This window comes from Chlamydia sp. (genome assembly GCF_017472245.1).
Lineage (GTDB): Bacteria > Chlamydiota > Chlamydiia > Chlamydiales > Chlamydiaceae > Chlamydia.
In genome coordinates, this window is the sequence record NZ_JAFUQR010000007.1 from 25784 (window position 1) to 45646 (window position 19863).

Consider the following 19863-nt stretch of genomic DNA (forward strand, 5'->3'; position numbering starts at 1 on the left):
CGCTACCTATAAGTATGTTAGTACAATTTTACGAGAATCTTTATGATAAGAACAGCTTTTTTCCAGAATAAGGAATCTTTCCCTCTGGAAGCATTACGTTCATGGTTTTTGGAATATAAAAGATCTTTTCCCTGGAGAGAAGCACCTACTCCTTATCATGTTTGGGTTTCAGAGGTAATGCTTCAACAAACTCGGGCAGAAGTTGTTGTTCCCTATTTTTTGAAATGGATGGAAAAATTCCCTTCTATACAAGCTCTTGCAGAAGCTGAAGAGAGTGAGGTGATACGTCTATGGGAAGTGTTAGGATATTATTCTCGAGCACGTAGTCTTTTAGAGGGAGCGCGTGTTATCACTAGATTTTTTCAAGGAAAAATTCCTCAAGATCCGGATCTTCTTGTTTCTATTAAAGGGATTGGTCCCTATACAGCAAACGCTATTCTAGCATTTGCTTTTAAGCAAAAAAAAGCTGCTGTAGATGGAAATGTTTTGCGAGTAATGAGTCGCCTATTTGCTATAGATCAATCTATAGATAGCATCAAGACTCGACAAAAAATTACGAAGATGTGCGAAGGCCTTCTTCCAGAAAAAGAGCCTCACGTTATAGCTGAAGCCTTTATTGAATTAGGCGCAAAGCTTTGTAAGCGCCAGCCTATTTGTACACAATGTCCTTTAAACTCTTTTTGCCAAGCATATCAAAAAGGGATGATGACTCAATATCCGATCAGAAAGAAACGTTATGATAATACAGTCTTGGACCGCGCTGTGGTCATTATCATGAGTAAAGATCGTGTTCTTATGAAGAAGAGAGATGAAAAAGAAATCATGGCAGGGTTGTACGAGTTCCCTTACTATTAACTCTCTAAAGAAGATTGCTTGAATATTGAACGAATCACCGAACTAGCTCGAGGAGATTTTGGAGAATCGCTATCTTTTGTTCAAAAGCTTCCTAGTCAAAAACAGGTTTTTACGCGTTATCGGGTTCTACTATTTCCATATATTTTTCGCATAGAAGCGTTTTCTTCAGAACAAGAAAGCTATTTATTAGAAGATTTACCGAACCTTCCAAGTTCTTCTGGTCACCGTAGAATTAAAGAAGTTTTTTTATCAGAATACAGAAAATTTGCGGAAGGGATAGCAAATTATGAGAGAAAATAAATATAAATAAGGTCTTCTTTTGTGATGAGTTTTCGATATGAACGTTTCTGATCTTCTTAATATTTTGAATGAACTATTACATCCTGAATTTTTCCATGATTATGGGCCTAATGGTTTACAGGTTGGTGATCCACAAGCTTTAGTTCACAAAATTGCAGTTGCTGTAACGGCAGATTTAGCAACAATTGAAAAGGCGATTGTTAGCGAAGCGAATGTTTTAATTGTTCATCACGGTATATTTTGGAAAGGAATGCCTTATCCCATCACGGGGGTAGTTTATCAACGAGTACGACGTCTCATTGAAAAGAATATACATTTAATAGCCTATCATCTTCCTTTAGATGCTCATTCAAAGATTGGAAATAATTGGAAAGCTGCTCAAGATTTAGGATGGCAACAATTAGAGGCTTTTGGAAGTTCCCGACCATCTTTAGGAGTAAAGGGAGTTTTTCCTGAAAAAGACATTCAAGATTTTATTGCTGAATTATCTTCATATTATCAAACCACAGTGTTGGCCCAGGCTTTAGGAGGAAAAGAGAAAGTGGCTTCGGCAGCTCTTATTTCAGGGGGTGCTTATCGAGAAGTTTATGAAGCTAAGTGTCAAGATGTGGATTGTTTCATTACTGGGAATTTCGATGAACCAGCGTGGTCTTTAGCACATGAATTGGCTATTAATTTCTTAGCTTTTGGGCATACAGCCACTGAGAAAGTAGGGCCGAAAGCTTTAGTTCAACACCTGAAAGAATTGGGGATTTGTCCCGTTGAGTTTCTTGATACCGAGAATCCTTTTTAATCAAAATTAGAGCTACCGAAATAGTAATTCTTTCATAAATTCTTCGAGCTCGTGAGCAAAATTAGAAGGGAAGGCTCCATCTTTTTTTAGATGTGAGTATTCAGACAGAGAAGAGTTAAAATAAGTTCGAGCTTGTTTAGAAAGAGGACGGGCTATATCTCCAGAGATATTGGCATGAAAGAAACTTTCTTCAACAATCAGATAAAGCAAGGCTCTAGTTGTTTCTCCTAAGGTTAGTAAAGGGAAAGAAGATAAAGATCCTCGAAACTCCATAGAAGGAACCGGAGTAGTAGGAATCTCTTTGTGATTATTTTTGATACCATGTACTCGAGTGTTTGTACATAAACAACGCTTAATAAACACTGGGATTGTGTTGATCGTTGATTCAAAAGTTTGAGAGTGGCGGAATTGCATATCAGTATTGCTACCGATGAAATTATCCCAAAAAAAAGACCAATTCGTTTTTGTTGATCCCTCATATGGGAATACAGTCAACGAAGTCCCTTGTAAAAAAACATCAGAAATATCAATTTTTTTTGAAAGAAGCATTGTGACAATCGAGTATTTGAGAGACACGCACTCAATTTCCACCGCGTAAGGATACCTATCTGAAGGAAGAGGATTATGAATACATAGATGACGAATTTTTGTTTTAGAGAAACCAGGAGAGATATTTCCAACAGTTACTTGAGTATGTAATTGTTGGGATAGCCAATGTTCCACAATACTTTCTTTTCTTATCCAGAAATATCCTAGGACACAACAACCAAGAAGAAAGGCGCTTTTGATCAACTTAAACATAGGGCAGGATAGTCATAAGCACTAGATATTTACGATAGTAGAATAAAGAAATATTAGAAACCGAAAAAAAAGCCTCGTTCTTGTAAGAAAACGAGGCTCAATGGAAAACCTATTCCTTTATTAAGAAATTAATAATCCATTCCTGCTCCAGGCATTGCAGGAGCTGGTGCAGGTTTCTCTTCTGGAATTTCTGCAATAAGAGCTTCTGTTGTCAAAAGTAATCCTGCAACAGATGCAGCACTTTCTAAAGCTGAACGAGTCACTTTAGCAGGATCTAAAATACCAGCTTCAAGCATGTCTGTGTAAGCATCACGCAAAGCATCATATCCTTCGTTTGCAGAGCGGGACATTACTTGTTGGAAGATAATGGCTCCCTCTTTTCCTGCATTTGCCGCAATTTGTTTTAAAGGTGCAGACAGAGCTTTCAAAACAATACGTGCTCCAATTTGCTCATCTTCATTAGTTAGCATTGGTAAAAAGGCTTCTAAAGTTGGGATGCAACGAACTAAAGCCGTTCCTCCTCCAGGAAGAATTCCTTCTTCAACAGCAGCAATTGTAGCATGCTGAGCATCATCTACACGGTCTTTTTTCTCTTTCATTTCGATTTCTGTTGCAGCTCCAACTCGAATGACCGCTACGCCGCCAGAAAGCTTAGCAAGACGCTCCTGAAGTTTTTCTTTATCATAATCAGAAGTGCTATCCTCGATTTGTTTTTTAATACTTTCGCAACGAGCTTCTAAAGCTTCTTTTTCGCCCATTCCCTCAACGATAGTCGTATCTTCTTTAGAAACAATTACTTTTTTAGCCTTACCAAGCACTGCTAAATTGGCATTTTCTAGCTTCATGCCTAACTCTTCGCTGATAAGTTGGCCGCCCGTCAAGATTGCGATGTCTTCTAACATAGCTTTTCTTCTGTCTCCAAATCCAGGAGCCTTAACAGCACAAACTCTGAATCCACCACGAATTCGGTTAACAACCAATGTTGCTAATGCTTCACCTTCGATATCTTCTGCGATAATAAGAAGAGGGCGTCCGGATTCAGCAACTTGTTGCAAGACAGGAAGAAAATCTTTGATGCCTGAAATTTTTTTATCATAGATTAAAACAAGCGCATCTTCCAGCACACACTCTTGAGTTTCTGGATTTGTTGCAAAATAGCTAGAGAGATACCCTCTGTTGAAATTCATTCCCTCAACGACATCTAGTACCGTCTCAAATCCTTTTGCTTCTTCAACGGTGATAGAGCCATTTTTACCAACCTTCTCCATTGCTTCTGCAATAAGATTACCGATTTCAGCATCGTTGTTAGCGGAAATGGTCGCTACTTGAGCGATTTCTTTATGGTGTTGAACTGGTTTACTGATCTTTCTAATTTGATCTACGACAACCTTAACAGCTTTGTCGATTCCTCTTTTGAGATCCATTGGATTCGCACCAGCTGTCACATTGCGTAATCCCTCTGTGTAGATTGCTTCTGCGAGAACAGTAGCTGTTGTTGTTCCATCCCCAGCTTTATCTGCGGTCTTACTAGCAACCTCTTTAACCATTTGAGCGCCCATATTCTCATGCTTATCGGCAAGCTCAACTTCTTTTGCAACAGTAACCCCATCTTTAGTTACTTGAGGAGACCCAAAGCTTTTATCGATGACAACATGACGTCCTTTAGGACCTAGAGTAACCTTTACAGCCTCAGCTAAAGTTTTAACCCCTTTTTGAATCTTTTTTCTGGCGTCTTCGTTATATTTAATGTTTTTAGCGACCATTGATGCGCTCCTTAAATCTTACTTCACTCTTCACTTTCTTGGTTCTTATTGCAAAACTGCGATAACTTCGCTCATTTGAACGATAACATACTCTTCGCCGTCGATAGTGAGCTCTTGGCCAGAATACTTGTCAATTAAAACAACGTCACCAACTTGAACTTCAAAAGGAAGTTGCTGCCCGTTATCATCTTTTTTGCCTGTTCCTAAAGCTAGAACCTCGGCTCTATCTTGTTTTTTCTTGGCGGTATCAGGAAGAATGATTCCGCCTCTTGCAGTGGAAGCTTCTTCTTCTCTTTTAACTAAAATTCTATCTCCCAAAGGTTTAATCTTGAGGGTCGTTGCTTGGTCTGACATGTTTAAGCTCCTCGTATTTTCATATTCTATGAGGCCCCGTTGCTCGGCCTTTCTTGCCATCAACGTAGGGATTTGAACGCCAGAGCGTTCAGAGGAGCAACGATAACAAAGCCATAGCTTTTTTGCAATAAGTTTAGCAGTTGAGTGCTTCAACTGCTATTTTAAAAAAATTATAAAAGATTCGCGAGTTCTTCTAATTTCCGCTCGATGTAAGAAAAAGCTTTGAGCATAGGAGCTTGAGAGGTCATATCTAGCCCGGATTTTTTCAAAATTTCAATAGGGAAATCTGATCCCCCACTTTGCAAAAATGTAAGATATGCTTCTTGAGCCCCGGGTTCTTTGGAAAGAATTTTTTCAGAAAAGCATAAGGAAGCGACAATCCCCGTTGCATACTGATAAACATAGAAGTTATAGTAAAAATGTGGAATGCGAGCCCATTCTATGGAGCTGAGTTCATCAAATGTTACACAATCTCCATAAAAAGTTTGTTGAAGCTTGTTATAGCATGAGGAGAAGAATTCTTCCGTTAAAGGGATCCCTTGCTCCGCTGCAGAATGAATTTCTAATTCAAAAGCTGCAAATAACGTCTGGCGGAATAAAGTTGCAAAAATCGTGTCTAAAGATCGAGAAAGGATTGCGATTTTCTCTTCTTTAGAAGGAGCTTTTTTTAACAGAGACTCCATTAGTAATGTCTCGTTCAAAGTTGAGGCAATTTCAGCCAAAAAAATAGGATATTGCGCTTCATGGTAAGACTGGTGTTTGTGACTCAAGAACGAGTGCATGCTATGTCCTACTTCGTGTGCAATCACCGAAACGTCATAAAGCGTTCCCGTATAGTTTAAAAGGATAAAGGGCTTGCTGTCATAACATCCAGACGAGTACGCACCAGAACGCTTATTAGCACTTTCATACTTATCAACCCATCTATCGGATAAGAGACCCTTGCGCAGAACTTCTACATACTCGTCTCCTAAAGGAGTTAAGCTGTCATAGATCAAGGACACGCCTTCCTCATAGGAATATGCTCGAGAGGCTTCGCTAACAACTAATGGAGCATAGACATCGTAGAAGTGAAAATCTGGTAAAGAAAGAGCTTTTTGTTTTAGTTGAAAATATTTTGTAATCAAATGAGTATGTTGTTTTACAGTGCTAATGAGCGTTGTAACCACACTAGTACTAATATCATTTTGAAACAAAGCTGCTTCCAAACACGAGTGATAATTGTGAGCTTTAGCCTTAAAAAGGTGTGCTTGGATTTTTCCATTAAGTAAGTTAGCAAGGGATAAACGGTAGCTGTGATAACGTTCACACTGCTTTTGATAAGTGCTTTGTCGTAATGCTCGATCATTAGATTGCATGTAGAGAGAGGCTAGAGCATGAGATAGAGGATGAGATTTCCCTTCTGAATCGATAGCTTCGCCAAAAGGAATTTCTGAATCTGTCAAGCTAGAAAATGTCTTATAGGATACTTCCAAAGCAGGGAAGGCGGAAGCTAGAATTTTTTCTTCTCGAGAAGACCCTGTGTGTGAAGCTAGACGAAATATTTTTTTTAGATAGAAGTGGTATTCTTGAAGAACGGGAGAATCAAGAAGTTTTTTAGAATTTTCTTCTGGAAGGGCTGTGAGAGCAGGTTGAATCCAAGAGATCTCTTCTGAAAAAGAGGTGAGCAAATAAGTAATGGATTTAAGATCCGCGGCAGATTCTTGATTAGCTATATTTTCATCATGAATGAGATGAGCGTAAACGTATAGCTTGTCCAAATTTCTCTCAATAGCAAAAACTGTTGTTAATAGCTTATGAAGAGAGCCTGGATCTTCTATATGAAAATTTTTCTCGTTAAGATGAGGCCAGAACGGAGCTTCTGCCGCTCCCACTTTTTTTAAATCTTCTTTCCAGGCTTCACGACTCTCATACAAACTTGCAGTATCCCAACGATCTGTTGGGGAAATATCTTCTCTAGAAGGCAGTGCTGTTTGTGAAACCGGGGAAGGGGTTGTCATATGGGCTCCTTGGGGGATACAATTTATGGTCAGTAGTGAACAAATTCTCCTTTTAGTCCACACCTTGAAAGAAAGGGAGCAGTTTTGATCATCAATGATTTCTAATCAAGTTTTTTACCAGAAGCTGTTCTGATAAAAATTACCAGAGCTCTTTTATTGACTGTAAGAGGATTAAACTGTATGGATATGAGGTCTGTTTATTGACCCGTAAGATAGAGAATCTCTAGCTTTCGGGAAGGAATGAGAAAGTTTTCTGCAAAAGTAAAAGTTTTGGTAAAAGGTGCTTATGGAGAAGTTTTCTGATGCGGTAAGCGAGGCTTTAGAAAAGGCTTTTGAATTGGCTCGAGATTCTAAGCATTCGTATGTGACAGAAAATCATTTATTGAAAAATCTTCTTCAAAATCCCAGCTCCTTGTTTTGTTTAGTTATCAAGGATATGCATGGCAATCTTAACTTGTTGATGTCCGCTGTAGACGATGCTTTGCATAGAGAGCCGACCGTAGTTGAAGGAAGTATTACACCAAAAATCTCTCCAGGTTTACAACGGCTATTGCTGAATGCTCATGAAGAAGCACGCAGTATGGGGGATAAATATCTTTCAGGAGACCACTTATTATTAGCTTTTTGGCGTTCAACTAAGGAGCCTTTTGCTTCTTGGAGAAAGACCGTAAAGACGTCTCCCGAGGCTTTGAAAGAGTTGATTATTAAATTGAGACAAGGAAGTCGTATGGACTCACCGAGCGCTGAGGAGAATCTTAAAGGATTAGAAAAATACTGTAAAAATTTAACTGCTCTTGCAAAAGAAGGGAAGCTTGACCCTGTAATTGGTCGTGATGAAGAGATTAGACGTACAATTCAGGTGCTTTCTAGACGAACAAAGAACAATCCTATGTTGATAGGAGAACCGGGGGTTGGGAAGACTGCAATTGCCGAAGGCTTGGCGCTTCGGATCGTACAGGGAGATATTCCGGAAAGCTTAAAAGATAAGCAGCTTTATGTATTAGATATGGGGGCTCTGATTGCTGGGGCCAAATATCGAGGAGAATTTGAAGAGCGTTTAAAAAGTGTTTTAAAAGGGGTGGAAGCCTCTGAAGGAGCATGTATTTTATTTATCGACGAGGTGCATACTTTAGTTGGAGCTGGAGCTACAGATGGGGCAATGGATGCAGCAAATTTGTTGAAGCCAGCTTTAGCGAGGGGGACTTTGCATTGTGTTGGTGCAACGACTCTGAATGAATACCAAAAATATATTGAGAAAGATGCTGCTTTAGAAAGACGTTTTCAGCCTATTTTTGTCACCGAGCCCTCCTTAGAAGATGCTGTTTTTATCCTTAGGGGCTTAAGAGAAAAATATGAAATTTTTCACGGGGTACGTATCACTGAAGGGGCATTGAATGCTGCCGTAGTTCTTTCCTATCGCTATATAACAGATCGTTTTCTTCCTGATAAGGCTATCGATTTAATTGACGAAGCAGCAAGTTTGATTCGCATGCAGATAGGAAGTCTTCCTTTGCCCATAGATGAGAAAGAAAGAGAGCTGTCTGCATTGATTGTCAAGCAGGAGGCTATCAAGCGTGAGCAGGCTCCTGCTTATAAAGAAGAAGCTGAAGAGATGCAGAAAGCTATAGATCGAGTTAAAGAAGAACTGGCTGCTTTGCGGTTGCGCTGGGATGAAGAGAAAGGATTAATTTCTGGGCTGAAAGAAAAGAAAAATTCGTTAGAGAATCTGAAGTTTGCAGAAGAAGAAGCTGAACGGACAGCGGATTATAATCGAGTAGCAGAGCTTCGATATAGTTTGATTCCTTCACTTGAAAAAGAAATTCGTTTAGCTGAAGAGGCTTTAAATCAAAGAGATGAGCGCCTTTTGCAAGAAGAAGTTGATGAGCGGTTGATTGCTCAGGTTGTTGCAAATTGGACGGGGATTCCTGTTCAGAAAATGTTGGAAGGAGAATCGGAAAAGTTACTGGTCTTAGAGGAATCTTTGGAAGAGCGGGTGGTTGGGCAGCCTTTTGCTGTTGCAGCGGTTAGTGATTCAATTCGAGCTGCGCGAGTTGGCTTGAGTGATCCTCAGCGTCCATTAGGGGTGTTTCTTTTTCTTGGTCCAACAGGAGTTGGAAAAACAGAACTTGCAAAGGCTTTAGCAGAACTTTTGTTTAACAAAGAAGAGGCTATGATTCGGTTTGATATGACCGAATACATGGAAAAACACTCTGTTTCGAAGTTAATAGGATCACCTCCGGGGTATGTGGGATACGAGGAAGGTGGGAGTCTCTCAGAAGCTCTTAGGAGAAGACCTTATTCTGTAGTACTTTTTGATGAGATAGAAAAAGCTGATAAAGAGGTCTTCAATATTTTATTGCAAATTTTTGACGACGGGATCCTCACGGATAGTAAGAAGCGTAAAGTGAATTGTAAAAATGCGCTTTTTATTATGACATCTAATATCGGTTCGCAGGAGCTAGCCAATTATTGTGCAAAAAAAGGAAGTCTTGTAGACAAAGAGACCGTATTATCTGTTGTTGCTCCTGCGCTAAAAAATTACTTCAGTCCAGAATTTATCAACCGAATTGATGAGATCCTTCCGTTTGTGCCTTTGACTACCGAGGATATTGTGAAGATTGTAGGTATTCAAATGAAGCGGGTCGCTTTACGTTTATTAGAAAGAAAAATTTCTTTAACGTGGGATGATTCTGTGGTTCTTTTCCTTAGCGAGCAAGGTTACGACAGTGCTTTCGGAGCACGGCCCTTAAAGCGTTTGATACAGCAAAAAATCGTGACTATGCTTTCTAAAGCTCTTTTGAAAGGCGACATTAAATCAGGGATGTCTGTAGAGTTAACTATGGCTAAAGATATTGTTGTTTTTAAAGTTAAGACGAATACCGCTGTATAGGATGTTTGTGTGTGTTGGCACTGGGTTAGGTTTATTGGGATAACAAAAATTCTGTTATTTACAATTTGCGTGCCAACAAGGGGGCTTCAGGGGGCTTCTGTCTCTTTGGAAAGCTCGAGACATTTCTGGAATATAGATCCTTATTGTTTAGAGTCTATTTGTGCTTGCTTTGTCGTTAATCAGGATGCATCGAGTGTTGAGCGGTTATTGTTTTTATTCCCTCAGCTTTCTCAAGAAGATGTGCCGATCTTTGCTAAATGCATTTTAGCGTCAAGAGATACTGACTACTTGTTTTCTGATGTCGAAGAGGCCATTTTTTCGAAACTCGTTTTGCCGAAAGTTTCCCTGTCTTCTAAGCTGACGGAGGACTTAGTGCAAGCATTAGTATTAATGGATCCTTCTGTAGGAGTGCAAAAAGCTCGATATTATTCTCTATATTTAGATGTGCTTGCTTTGCGCGCGTATGTTGAAAGAGAGCGTTTGGTGAATGCAGCTTGCAAAGATATAACGCGAGTGGATCTGGCAACTATAGAAGCAATTAATACCATTCTTTTTCAAGAAGAAGGTTTGCGTTATCCTGCAAAAAAAGAGATGTTTGAAAGTCGGTTTTCAGAGTTAGCAGCAGTTGCCGACAGTAAATTTGGTGTATGTTTAGGGAGTGCCGTACTTTATCAGGCTGTTGCTCAGCGACTTGATCTTTCTCTAGAAGCAGTGACTCCTCCTGGACACATTTACTTGCGTTACAAGGAGATTGTGAATATTGAAACAACTTCTGGTGGCAGACATATCCCCACAGAAAGATATTGTGAATATATAAAAAGCTCTTTGTTACGAGTGCGTTCTCAATCAGAATTAATAGGCCTAACTTTTATGAATAGAGGGGCTTTCTTTTTACAAAAAGGGGAGTTCTTGAAGGCATCTCAAGCTTATGAGAAAGCTAAAGAATATCTGTCGGATGAGCAAATCCTGGATTTGTTAGGTATCACATATATTCTTTCTGGAAGAAAAAGAGAAGGGGAGTCTCTTTTAAAAAAATCTACAGATAGGGATTGTAAAGGCTCTGTCGTACATGACTATCTTCAAGGTTATATTTCATCTGAGGCTTTGGGAGTGTTGTTTATAGATTCTGGAACAACGTATCAGGAAACGTTAGCCTATCGAAAAAAACTTCTTACGATTGCAGAAAAATTCCCCAAAAGTTGTTCTTTGCGTTTAAAGCTTGCGGCAACAGCGTTGGAGCTGGGGTTGGTGAAGGAAGGAGTGAGTCTTTTAGAACAGAGCGTGAATGATGCTCCTGAGGATCTTTCCTTGCGGCTACAGTTTTGTAAAATTCTTTGCGATAGATGCGATTATGTTCGAGCTAAGCAGCATTTCGATAAAGCCGAGGAAATTTTATCCAAAGAGGGCCTACTTTTTGAAGAGTCCTCCTATACTTTCTTAAAGGTTTTAAGAAAAAAGATGGCTCTTGTTGCTCCAAATTCACCCTAAGTTTTTTTGTGTGTGAACTTTTAAAAATCTTAACAATTAGCGTTCTGCGTAAATCTTAGAAAAATTTTTTCAGATTTTTATTTTTATTAAAAAGATTTATTTTAAATAAATTTTTAGCTACAATTTTTCCTCGAAATCATTTAATTTAATGAATTTTTGTTTGAACCAAGATGAGCATAAAAGCTTCGGGGGAATTTATGGGGAAAATTTGCGGCACAAAATATCGGCTCAACTTGGAAAGAATAGATCTTCTAGAAAAAAGCTTAAATCCGAAGAATGTATCACCGACAGCACAGAAGTTGACTGCGGTTGCTTTGACTGTCTTGCTATCCATAGTCCTTTTAGTAGTTGCCGGATTGTTATTTGCCGGGGTGATTTGTTCCCCAGCCCCATTTGTACTTTCAGCCCTTTTCTTTGGAGCAGGGGCGTTTTTCTTGGGAGGAGCCTTAGTTGGTGGGATTCTGACTGTAGAAGCTGCAACAAGAGATCAGATGTATCGATCGCAGATTTTATCTTGGAATAACTTCTGCTGTAAAACAATCAGACCTCATTGAAGTAAGAACAAAATCTGAAGCTATAATCTTGAAGTCATCGGTATGTAAGAACTCAATTTATAAAAAAAATAGGGTGTGGTAATACGTTGACGCCCTTTTAAAAAATGCCTTGAATATAATGTCTTCTAAAGACAAAAGGTGGAGGAATTTTTATGGATTGTATCAAACAGTTATGTAGAGACAATTTGTGTTTGGATAAGATAACGGTTCCCGTTCGGTCTTTAATGACCAATGGGAGCACTCGAGATAAAGTTCAGGCTGCGTCTGGAGTGTTTGGTGTGATTGTTTCAATGGCTTGTCTTGTTTTAGGGATTATGGCGTTAATAGCTGGTTGTTGTGTAGCTGGTTGGTTTTCCTTTTCCGCTGGGATAGTAGCTCTTCTTTTAGGGATTGTGGTGTTCTGTATATCAACTCTAGAGGTTCTAGAGCGCCATGGGTTAGGATGTCCTTTGAAACCATCATTACCAAAAATAGAGCCGTCTGTATTATTTGTTAAAGGTAAGGATGGGTTAGAGGACTCTGTTCTGACAATCGGATAAAATTTGTAGGAGACGTGATGATACCGTGTGTGAAAAGAGATAGTGATGTGGTTGAAAATCGTCTCGGAAGATACGAATTGGGTCGTGTGGTGAGAGCAGTTGTTCGTGTTGCTAAACTTATAACTACTCTTGCTGCACTGGCTTTAAATGGGTCTTTATTCGTGTTATCATTGGTCGCTATATGTGCTGGTGCCACCCCTATAGGGCCTTTAGGCTGTTTAGCAGCGGTAACATTAGCAAGCTTCTTTTGTGCTGCGTATATTCTATTTATGATTATTAAAGACCCCGAGTGGTTGTCTTCTATTCGCTTAGATTTTTCTAAAGCGAAGACCTTTTTGATAACAAAAAGTGATATTGAATAATGGGATAGAAAATGATTTATTGTGAGAAAACTTCATCAGGAGGAACAGAAAATCTTCCTGTCGTAGATAAATTCCTTGAATGTAAATGCCTGAATGTTCTGAAGAGAGTAGCTACTGTAGCGATATCCCTGTTTTCTTTCTTTGCTTCAGGATGTTTGATGGCACTGGCTGCTGTTGCATTGTTTAGCGTAACCACATCTGTTCTGCCGTACTTGTTCATATTAACAACAGCTTTGTCAGGGCTGATTTGTGCTGCTATGGTGTTATGGGACTCTTTATCGGGAATTCGCTGTAAGGAGCAGGTTTCATCAAAGCTTGAGGAGATATCCAAAGATTTTGTTGGAAAAAAGAAAAAGGAAGAAGACTTGGTTCTAGCTCAGTCAACGCAGGAAGGGATTGATTCATCAACAAAAGCAGTTGGTGGTTATCTTTGTTCTATAGGGGATGATGTCGCTGGTGCTTTTGATGATATCAATAAGGTAGGGCGACGTCCTAGATCGAATAGTCAGTAGGAATTTTTTAGTAGTTTTGAAACAAAAAAAGAAGGAAATTTTCTCTCTTTTTTCACTAATTTCTTTGTTTTAAGAAATACATTGTGTGTGTGGGAAGCATAAGTCCTGCTTCTCTCATCGTTGTCATTAATAAACAGAAAAAAAGCCTCTTTTAAGAATACTTTTTGGAATAAGTTCAATTCTCATCGCAAAGAATTGAACTTATAGATCTTATAGATATTTAAGCGTCGGGATCTTCAGGAGATGCGACAGCTCTATGAGATTGGCTGAGAGCATCTTTTATGCTTAAGCATAATTTTTCATTCTCTTCCTTTTGTTTCTCGTTCTCTTCCCTTTGTTGTTTAATTTGCTCTCCAAGAGTGCTTGAAAGATCAGAGAGTTGTTTGATTTCCTTCGTCAAGTTGTTACGAACAATTTTTAGATCTTCAATAGTTTCCGTTAACGTTTGTTTATTTTCTGCCAGATGCCGAACTTCTTCTGCTAAAGGAGAAAGTGCTTCTACTTCTTTTTTTAGATTGGCAACAGAAGTTGTAAGATTCCGGACCATTTCTCCTGAAAAGATTTTTCGTAGTTCTTCCACGGAATCTTTGTAATCATTAAATAGGGATTCAAAATTCCCACAGGTATCTTGAAGATTTTGTAAAGAAGAACAGAAATCAAAAGATATTACAGAAAGGTCCTCAGATGTTGTCGCAAACTCTTTTGATAAACTGAGAAACTCTTTCTGAAGGTTGGACAGCATCAAATTAATTTCTTTCAGCGAAGCGACTTCCTTTTGAAGCTCTTTGTACAGATGCAACGGAGCTGTTTTATATAAATAAAAAGCACATCCAGCCAAGGCAATAATAAACATTACGAGAAGAACAATGGATACTTGAGGAAATATTAGGAATCCGATCACATGCCCTAAAAGAGCTAAGAGGCCTATTACTCCCACAATGATTAAAGCTGCAAAAGCAACTATTCGTTGAATAGCTTCTACTAATGGAAGCTTGACGGGGGAACTTTTGTGTACGTTTTCCTTTGGGAAAGAATCGGAAGGAGAAGATGAAGAAGCCACGATTGGAGTAGGTATTGTCATAATCATTTTCTCGTATAAAAATTTATTCCGGACAATAGTAGGGTTTTTTATTATAAAAATGCTACATAAAATATCATTTTGACATGTTTCTGAGCTTGTTTTTTTTCGGTTTGATATCATGTATTCTTACAATGGAAAACATGTTTATTAAGTTGTTTTGGAGTGGATGATAAAATATTTTTGGCAATGATTAGTCGAAATTACAAGTAGAAAGCTTTTCGAGGCTTTTTTAGAGTGTATGCTTTGAAGTGTGTGAGAAGAACAGTTCTTAGGAAGTAAACAAGTTGTAAAAATGGAGCAAGACTTTTTTATAAAGATTTTTTTAAATAAGAAAAACTTTGTTAGATAAGAGAAACTCTTGTGTTTCCCAAAAATATTTGCCATTGTACACTCCTTCTTACTGTTAGAGTGACAGTCTTTGATTGCAAGGTCTCGAAGGCTATAAGGATTGCACATTTATATAAGGAACAAAAAAAGATCATGAAAAAACAAGGAGTATTGATAGCTCCCTCCATCATGGGAGCTGATTTGACTTGTTTAGGGAGTGAAGCACGGAATATACAAGAATCTGGAGCTGATCTTATTCATATCGACGTCATGGACGGGCATTTTGTTCCTAACATTACTTTTGGTCCGGGGGTTGTTGCAGCGATTAATCGGTCGACGGACCTGTTCCTTGAAGTTCATGCTATGATTTACACTCCTTTTGAGTTTGTCGAGGCATTTGTCAAAGCAGGAGCGGACCGTATTGTTGTGCATTTCGAGGCTGCAGAAAATCTTAAAGAAATTATCAGCTATATTAAAAAGTGCGGAGTACAAGTAGGAATAGCCTTCTCTCCAGAGACTTCCATAGAATTTGTTACGACTTTCATTCCACTTTGTGATGTGATTTTGTTAATGTCTGTACATCCAGGGTTTTGTGGACAGAAGTTCATTCTTGATACGATAGAAAAGATTCGATTTGTGAAAAAGGCAATACAGGCTTCTGGAAGGGAGGGGAGCTGCTTGATTGAGGTTGACGGTGGTATTGATGTCGAGTCTGCTCGTATGTGTAGGGAAGCAGGTGCAGATATTTTAGTTGCAGCTTCCTACTTTTTTGGGAAAGATTCTATAAACATAAAAGAAAAAGTTCTGTTACTTCGAGGGGAAGAACATGGTGTTAAGTAGCCAACTTTCAGTAGGGATGTTTATTTCTACAAAAGATGGCCTGTATAAAGTGGTTTCTGTTTCAAAAGTTTCTGGAAATAAGGGAGATACTTTTATCAAGACTGCGCTTCAGGCTGCGGGATCTGACGTAATAGTTGAGAGGAACTTTAAGGCTGGTCAAGAGATTAAAGAAGCTCAATTTGAACCGAGAAACTTAGAGTATTTATATCTCGAAGAAGACAACTATCTGTTCTTAGACTTGGGAAATTACGATAAGATTTATATTCCGAAGGAAATTATGAAAGAAAACGCTATGTTCTTAAAAGCTGGCGTTACAGTCTCCGCTATGGTACACGAGGGGGTTGTTTTTTCCATGGAATTACCTCATTTCTTGGAATTAATGGTTTCCAAGACAGATTTTCCTGGAGACTCTTTATCTTTATCTGGAGGAGCTAAGAAAGCTCTTTTAGAGACGGGTGTAGAGGTTTTGGTTCCACCTTTTGTAGAAATAGGGGATGTTATTAAGGTCGATACGCGTACATGTGAATACATTCAACGTGTCTAAATTAGGGATAACATGGATTTAAAGCAGATAGAAAAACTCATGATTGCTATGGGACGTAACAACATGAAACGCATTGCAATCAAACGTGAAGGGTTAGAGCTAGAATTAGAAAGAGAGTCGGGGACAGGCATCCAGGATCCCGTTTTTTACGATAACAGGTTGTTTGCAGGATTTTCTCAAGAGCGGTCCATCCCTGCGGATCAAAATCTCAACAACCCCATTGTTAAAGAAGGTGTTGAGAAAAAAGAAAGTGATGCTGCTGAAGGGGATTTTATAACCTCTCCGTTAGTAGGTACTTTTTATGGAGCTCCTTCTCCAGAAGCTCCAGCATTTGTTAAGCCCGGAGATACTGTTTCTGAAGATACTATTGTTTGTATTGTAGAAGCTATGAAGGTTATGAACGAAGTAAAAGCGGGGATGGCTGGTCGTGTTGAAGAGGTATTGATTACTAACGGTGATCCAGTTCAGTTTGGTTCCAAGTTATTCCGTATAGTTAAGGCTTAGTTAATGAAGAAAGTTTTGATTGCAAATAGAGGCGAAATAGCTGTTCGGATTATTCGGGCTTGTCATGATCTGGGTTTGGCTACAGTTGCTGTTTATTCCATAGCTGATCAAGAAGCTCTTCACGTCCTTCTTGCGGACGAGGCGGTTTGTATTGGAGAAGCTCAAGCAACGAAGTCCTATCTAAAAATTGCAAATATATTAGCGGCTTGTGAAATCACTGGAGCTGATGCAGTGCATCCTGGGTATGGTTTTTTGAGTGAAAATCCAAACTTTGCCTCTATTTGTGAAAGTTGTGGACTAACATTCATTGGGCCCAGCTCTGAGTCCATAGCAACCATGGGGGATAAGGTTGCGGCTAAACAGTTAGCTAAAAAAATTAAATGCCCTGTTATTCCAGGATCAGAAGGCATTGTCAAAGATGAAATAGAGGGGATAAGAATCGCGGAAAAGATTGGATTCCCTATCGTAATTAAGGCTGTCGCTGGAGGTGGTGGACGAGGGATTCGTATTGTTAGGGAAAAAGACGAATTTTATAGAGCTTTTTCTGCGGCAAGAGCTGAAGCAGCAGCGGGATTCAATAACCCTGATGTGTATATTGAAAAATTTATTGAAAATCCAAGGCATTTAGAAGTCCAAGTGATCGGGGATAAGCATGGAAACTATGTGTATCTTGGAGAAAGGGACTGTACTGTACAAAGGCGGCGACAAAAATTAATAGAAGAAACTCCAAGTCCAATTTTAACTCCAGAAATGCGAGTTAAGGTTGGGAAAATCGCAGTTGATTTAGCTCGGAGTGCGGGGTATTTTTCAGTTGGAACTATAGAGTTTTTATTAGACAAAGACAAGCGCTTTTACTTCATGGAAATGAATACACGTATTCAAGTGGAGCATACGATTACGGAAGAAGTGACTGGCATTGATCTTCTGAAGGCACAGATCGGTGTTGCTAAAGGTGAGAAGCTTCCATGGAAGCAGAAGAATATCGAAATGAAAGGGCACGTTATTCAGTGCCGCATTAATGCTGAAGATCCAAGTAATAATTTCACTCCCTCTCCCGGTCGTTTGGATTATTATCTTCCTCCTGCTGGCCCAGCAGTTCGAGTAGATGGGGCTTGTTATAGCGGTTACGCAATTCCTCCTTACTATGATTCGATGATTGCTAAGGTAATTACGAAAGGGAAGAATCGAGAAGAGGCTATAGCCATCATGAAAAGGGCTTTGAAAGAATTTCATATAGGCGGTGTTCATTCGACTATTCCTTTTCATCAGTTTATGTTAGACAATCCCAAATTTATTCAATCTGATTACGATATCAATTATGTGGATCAATTGTTGTCAGAGAGTGGCACTTTCTTGAAACTGACAGAGCAAGATTAGTTGGTTTTTTGAAATGCTAGTAGAGACTAAGCACTAAAAGACAAAAATTTTTTGAATTTTTCTTTTTTAGATTTTTTAGAAGGTAACAGCGACCGCTTTTTGTTTGGAAAAAATAATCATCAAAATTATAATCGTTCCCTCTGATAAGGTGATTTAAGTTATGGAAAAAAGAAAAGATACGAAAACGACCCTAGCGAAGGCTTCGGACGAGCAAAACAAAGCCTGGTATGTGATTAATGCTGAAGGGAAGACCTTGGGGAGATTATCTTCAGAAGTCGCAAAAATCCTGAAAGGTAAGCATAAGGTGACTTTTACTCCTCATGTGGCGATGGGAGATGGTGTCATCGTAATCAATGCTGAAAAAGTACGTTTAACTGGAGCGAAAAGAGCTCAAAAGGTGTATCACTATTACACAGGCTTTATTTCTGGGATGCGAGAGGTCCCTTTTGAGAATATGATTGCGCGGAAACCTGCGTATGTTATTGAGCATGCTGTTAAAGGAATGTTGCCTAAGACTAAACTCGGAAAACGTCAAATAAAATCTTTGAGAGTTGTGAAAGGTAGTTCTTATGCGCAGTATGAAGCCATTAAACCAATTGTTTTAGACGCGTAATTTGGAGTAATTTGTGACAAAAAATACGATACAAGAATCTGTTGCAACAGGCAGAAGAAAACAGGCTGTTTCTAGCGTTCGTCTTCGTTCGGGAAATGGAAAGATTGATGTAAATGGAAAGACTTTAGAGCAGTATTTCCCTCTTGAAGTGCAAAGAGCAACAATTTTGGCTCCGCTCAGAATGCTCGGGGATGTGAATGGTTTTGATTTGATTATTCGAGTAAGTGGTGGGGGCGTTCAGGGACAAGTTATCGCAACTCGATTGGGGTTGGCTAGAGCTGTCTTGCGAGAGAAAGAAGATATGAAGCAAGAGTTAAAAGCTCAGGGCTTTTTAACTCGAGATCCTCGTAAGAAAGAACGTAAGAAGTATGGACGTAAGAAAGCTCGTAAAAGTTTCCAGTTTTCCAAACGATAAAATTGTTGTTTATCTGGTGTCTGAAACAGAAAAGCCTTCTTTTAAAAGAAGGCTTTTCTGTTTTTCGGAATCCCAAACACAGCTTCCTGGGATTTTTCTTCCGAATAAAACATATTTCTTTTAAAGAAATATTTATCTCCTAAGGTTACTTTTTCTACCTTCCCTTTTGTCTCTGTGGCATGTATGAACTGGTTCTCAGAGATTTTCATCATGACATGATTAATTTGTCCTGTAGTATTTTTTTTTAAGAAAACAAGGCCTCCTATAGGTAAAAGTGAAAAATTTTTTACAGAAGAACAGTCTTTATATTGATCTCTAGCGTTACGAGGGATATTCCTTCCTGCTACTTGATACAACAATTGAATAAATCCTGAACAATCAACTCCATTTTGAGGAAGATGTTTGTGAACACAGCGCCCCCCCCAAACATAAGAAGTTTCTATAAATTGTTCAGCAAGATCTACTAAATCTTTTGAAGAGAAAGAAGCATTTAAGAAACGAAAATGCTTTGCTGAACAAAAAGCCTTTGTACAATTTTTTTTTGAAAAAGAATTTAGCAAAGCTATGCTTTCTGAAGATAGAGACACTTGATCATGTCTGCTTATATGAAGCGGAGAAGAAAAAGGAAGAGGTAGATGCCAAGGCTCTAAAAAAGCTTCTTGAGAGCATATAACAGCATTGGGAGAGATGGATTCAGAAGAGAAAAGGGGAATTTCTTTAAAAAAATCCCCTGGATACGGTTGCCAAAAGGAAGAAAAAAACAGTTGGGAATAGGCATAGTGACGATTATTGTGCTCAATAACTCTTTCTCCAAACAAAATTTGCGTTTCTATTCCCGCAGAATCTGACAATAAATCGCAAACTGGAGACAACAAAACGTCTGGCATAAAAACTTTTAGCAAATAGATTTTAGAAGAACCACGATCTCTTTATTCCCTTATCCAACTCCTT

At 38.9% G+C, this 19863-nt stretch carries 19 protein-coding genes and 1 pseudogene; 14 read left to right on the forward strand and 6 right to left on the reverse strand.

Annotation, left to right across the window (positions count from 1 at the left end; all coding sequences use genetic code 11):
- The first annotated feature begins 42 nt into the window (after positions 1-42).
- Positions 43-1155, forward strand: a pseudogene (mutY, locus tag IJ490_RS02875) (A/G-specific adenine glycosylase).
- A 37-nt stretch (positions 1156-1192) separates the two neighbouring features.
- Positions 1193-1948, forward strand: coding sequence for a Nif3-like dinuclear metal center hexameric protein (locus tag IJ490_RS02880; protein WP_291893731.1), 756 nt, complete (start codon positions 1193-1195; stop codon positions 1946-1948).
- A gap of 12 nt (positions 1949-1960) precedes the next feature.
- On the opposite strand, the gene IJ490_RS02885 is transcribed toward IJ490_RS02880, so the two are convergent.
- The 4 genes from IJ490_RS02885 to pepF all read right to left on the reverse strand — a co-directional run bounded on the left by IJ490_RS02885 (position 1961) and on the right by pepF (position 6866).
- Complete coding sequence (locus IJ490_RS02885) at positions 1961-2749, reverse strand: hypothetical protein (protein WP_291893734.1); 789 nt, start codon at positions 2747-2749, stop codon at positions 1961-1963.
- Between the two features lie 128 nt (positions 2750-2877).
- Complete coding sequence (gene groL, locus IJ490_RS02890; protein WP_291893737.1) at positions 2878-4512, reverse strand: chaperonin GroEL; 1635 nt, start codon at positions 4510-4512, stop codon at positions 2878-2880.
- Between the two features lie 45 nt (positions 4513-4557).
- Positions 4558-4866, reverse strand: coding sequence for a co-chaperone GroES (locus IJ490_RS02895; protein WP_291893740.1), 309 nt, complete (start codon positions 4864-4866; stop codon positions 4558-4560).
- Positions 4867-5036: 170 nt separating this feature from the next.
- On the reverse strand, positions 5037-6866 hold the full coding sequence (pepF, locus tag IJ490_RS02900) for an oligoendopeptidase F (protein WP_291893742.1): 1830 nt from the start codon (positions 6864-6866) through the stop codon (positions 5037-5039).
- A 286-nt stretch (positions 6867-7152) separates the two neighbouring features.
- On the opposite strand from pepF, the gene IJ490_RS02905 reads away from it, so the two are divergent.
- The 6 genes from IJ490_RS02905 to IJ490_RS02930 all read left to right on the forward strand — a co-directional run bounded on the left by IJ490_RS02905 (position 7153) and on the right by IJ490_RS02930 (position 13211).
- Positions 7153-9756: an AAA family ATPase gene (locus IJ490_RS02905; RefSeq protein WP_291893745.1), complete on the forward strand. Its 2604-nt coding sequence runs from the start codon at positions 7153-7155 to the stop codon at positions 9754-9756.
- Between the two features lie 63 nt (positions 9757-9819).
- Positions 9820-11244, forward strand: coding sequence for a transglutaminase family protein (locus IJ490_RS02910; RefSeq protein ID WP_291893823.1), 1425 nt, complete (start codon positions 9820-9822; stop codon positions 11242-11244).
- 170 nt (positions 11245-11414) lie between these two features.
- On the forward strand, positions 11415-11798 hold the full coding sequence (gene incD / locus IJ490_RS02915) for an inclusion membrane protein IncD (RefSeq protein WP_291893748.1): 384 nt from the start codon (positions 11415-11417) through the stop codon (positions 11796-11798).
- 152 nt (positions 11799-11950) lie between these two features.
- Positions 11951-12337 carry an inclusion membrane protein IncE gene (gene incE, locus IJ490_RS02920; protein ID WP_291893751.1) on the forward strand — a complete coding sequence of 129 codons (387 nt, stop codon included), beginning with the start codon at positions 11951-11953 and terminating at the stop codon, positions 12335-12337.
- Between the two features lie 17 nt (positions 12338-12354).
- A complete protein-coding gene (incF, locus tag IJ490_RS02925) occupies positions 12355-12699 on the forward strand; it encodes an inclusion membrane protein IncF (RefSeq protein ID WP_291893826.1) in 345 nt (114 codons plus the stop codon).
- Between the two features lie 11 nt (positions 12700-12710).
- Complete coding sequence (locus IJ490_RS02930) at positions 12711-13211, forward strand: hypothetical protein (RefSeq protein WP_291893754.1); 501 nt, start codon at positions 12711-12713, stop codon at positions 13209-13211.
- Between the two features lie 220 nt (positions 13212-13431).
- Here the strand turns inward: IJ490_RS02930 and IJ490_RS02935 are convergent, their stop codons facing one another.
- Positions 13432-14292 (reverse strand): hypothetical protein, encoded by an 861-nt coding sequence (locus tag IJ490_RS02935; protein ID WP_291893757.1) that lies wholly within the window; start codon positions 14290-14292, stop codon positions 13432-13434.
- A gap of 480 nt (positions 14293-14772) precedes the next feature.
- Between IJ490_RS02935 and rpe the strand changes: the two genes are divergently transcribed.
- The 6 genes from rpe (at position 14773) to rpsI (ending at position 18912) form a co-directional block, all read left to right on the forward strand.
- Positions 14773-15459 carry a ribulose-phosphate 3-epimerase gene (gene rpe / locus IJ490_RS02940; protein WP_291893761.1) on the forward strand — a complete coding sequence of 229 codons (687 nt, stop codon included), beginning with the start codon at positions 14773-14775 and terminating at the stop codon, positions 15457-15459.
- Positions 15446-16003 carry an elongation factor P gene (locus IJ490_RS02945; RefSeq protein ID WP_291893764.1) on the forward strand — a complete coding sequence of 186 codons (558 nt, stop codon included), beginning with the start codon at positions 15446-15448 and terminating at the stop codon, positions 16001-16003. The genes rpe and IJ490_RS02945 overlap by 14 nt, the downstream gene beginning before the upstream one ends.
- A gap of 12 nt (positions 16004-16015) precedes the next feature.
- On the forward strand, positions 16016-16507 hold the full coding sequence (gene accB / locus IJ490_RS02950) for an acetyl-CoA carboxylase biotin carboxyl carrier protein (RefSeq protein WP_291893767.1): 492 nt from the start codon (positions 16016-16018) through the stop codon (positions 16505-16507).
- 3 nt (positions 16508-16510) lie between these two features.
- Complete coding sequence (gene accC / locus IJ490_RS02955) at positions 16511-17884, forward strand: acetyl-CoA carboxylase biotin carboxylase subunit (protein WP_291893770.1); 1374 nt, start codon at positions 16511-16513, stop codon at positions 17882-17884.
- Between the two features lie 160 nt (positions 17885-18044).
- Entirely contained in the window at positions 18045-18497 is a 453-nt protein-coding gene (gene rplM / locus IJ490_RS02960) for a 50S ribosomal protein L13 (RefSeq protein ID WP_291893773.1), read from the forward strand.
- 13 nt (positions 18498-18510) lie between these two features.
- Positions 18511-18912: a 30S ribosomal protein S9 gene (gene rpsI / locus IJ490_RS02965; protein WP_291893775.1), complete on the forward strand. Its 402-nt coding sequence runs from the start codon at positions 18511-18513 to the stop codon at positions 18910-18912.
- Between the two features lie 41 nt (positions 18913-18953).
- Here the strand turns inward: rpsI and IJ490_RS02970 are convergent, their stop codons facing one another.
- The gene (locus IJ490_RS02970; protein WP_291893779.1) at positions 18954-19799 is read right to left on the reverse strand and encodes a C40 family peptidase; all 846 of its coding nucleotides are present in this window, start codon (positions 19797-19799) and stop codon (positions 18954-18956) included.
- Positions 19800-19863 lie beyond the last annotated feature (64 nt).

Bases quoted from the DNA above. Each gene is read 5' to 3' on its own strand.
- incE (WP_291893751.1), top strand. From the start codon at position 11,951: ATGGATTGTATCAAACAGTTATGTAGAGACAATTTGTGTTTGGATAAG.
- pepF (WP_291893742.1), bottom strand. From the start codon at position 6,866: ATGACAACCCCTTCCCCGGTTTCACAAACAGCACTGCCTTCTAGAGAA.
- IJ490_RS02885 (WP_291893734.1), bottom strand. From the start codon at position 2,749: ATGTTTAAGTTGATCAAAAGCGCCTTTCTTCTTGGTTGTTGTGTCCTA.
- IJ490_RS02905 (WP_291893745.1), top strand. From the start codon at position 7,153: ATGGAGAAGTTTTCTGATGCGGTAAGCGAGGCTTTAGAAAAGGCTTTT.
- rplM (WP_291893773.1), top strand. From the start codon at position 18,045: ATGGAAAAAAGAAAAGATACGAAAACGACCCTAGCGAAGGCTTCGGAC.
- incF (WP_291893826.1), top strand. From the start codon at position 12,355: ATGATACCGTGTGTGAAAAGAGATAGTGATGTGGTTGAAAATCGTCTC.
- rpe (WP_291893761.1), top strand. From the start codon at position 14,773: ATGAAAAAACAAGGAGTATTGATAGCTCCCTCCATCATGGGAGCTGAT.
- IJ490_RS02930 (WP_291893754.1), top strand. From the start codon at position 12,711: ATGATTTATTGTGAGAAAACTTCATCAGGAGGAACAGAAAATCTTCCT.
- incD (WP_291893748.1), top strand. From the start codon at position 11,415: ATGAGCATAAAAGCTTCGGGGGAATTTATGGGGAAAATTTGCGGCACA.
- IJ490_RS02935 (WP_291893757.1), bottom strand. From the start codon at position 14,292: ATGACAATACCTACTCCAATCGTGGCTTCTTCATCTTCTCCTTCCGAT.
- IJ490_RS02880 (WP_291893731.1), top strand. From the start codon at position 1,193: ATGAACGTTTCTGATCTTCTTAATATTTTGAATGAACTATTACATCCT.
- IJ490_RS02945 (WP_291893764.1), top strand. From the start codon at position 15,446: ATGGTGTTAAGTAGCCAACTTTCAGTAGGGATGTTTATTTCTACAAAA.
- IJ490_RS02970 (WP_291893779.1), bottom strand. From the start codon at position 19,799: ATGCCAGACGTTTTGTTGTCTCCAGTTTGCGATTTATTGTCAGATTCT.
- groL (WP_291893737.1), bottom strand. From the start codon at position 4,512: ATGGTCGCTAAAAACATTAAATATAACGAAGACGCCAGAAAAAAGATT.
- accB (WP_291893767.1), top strand. From the start codon at position 16,016: ATGGATTTAAAGCAGATAGAAAAACTCATGATTGCTATGGGACGTAAC.
- IJ490_RS02895 (WP_291893740.1), bottom strand. From the start codon at position 4,866: ATGTCAGACCAAGCAACGACCCTCAAGATTAAACCTTTGGGAGATAGA.
- accC (WP_291893770.1), top strand. From the start codon at position 16,511: ATGAAGAAAGTTTTGATTGCAAATAGAGGCGAAATAGCTGTTCGGATT.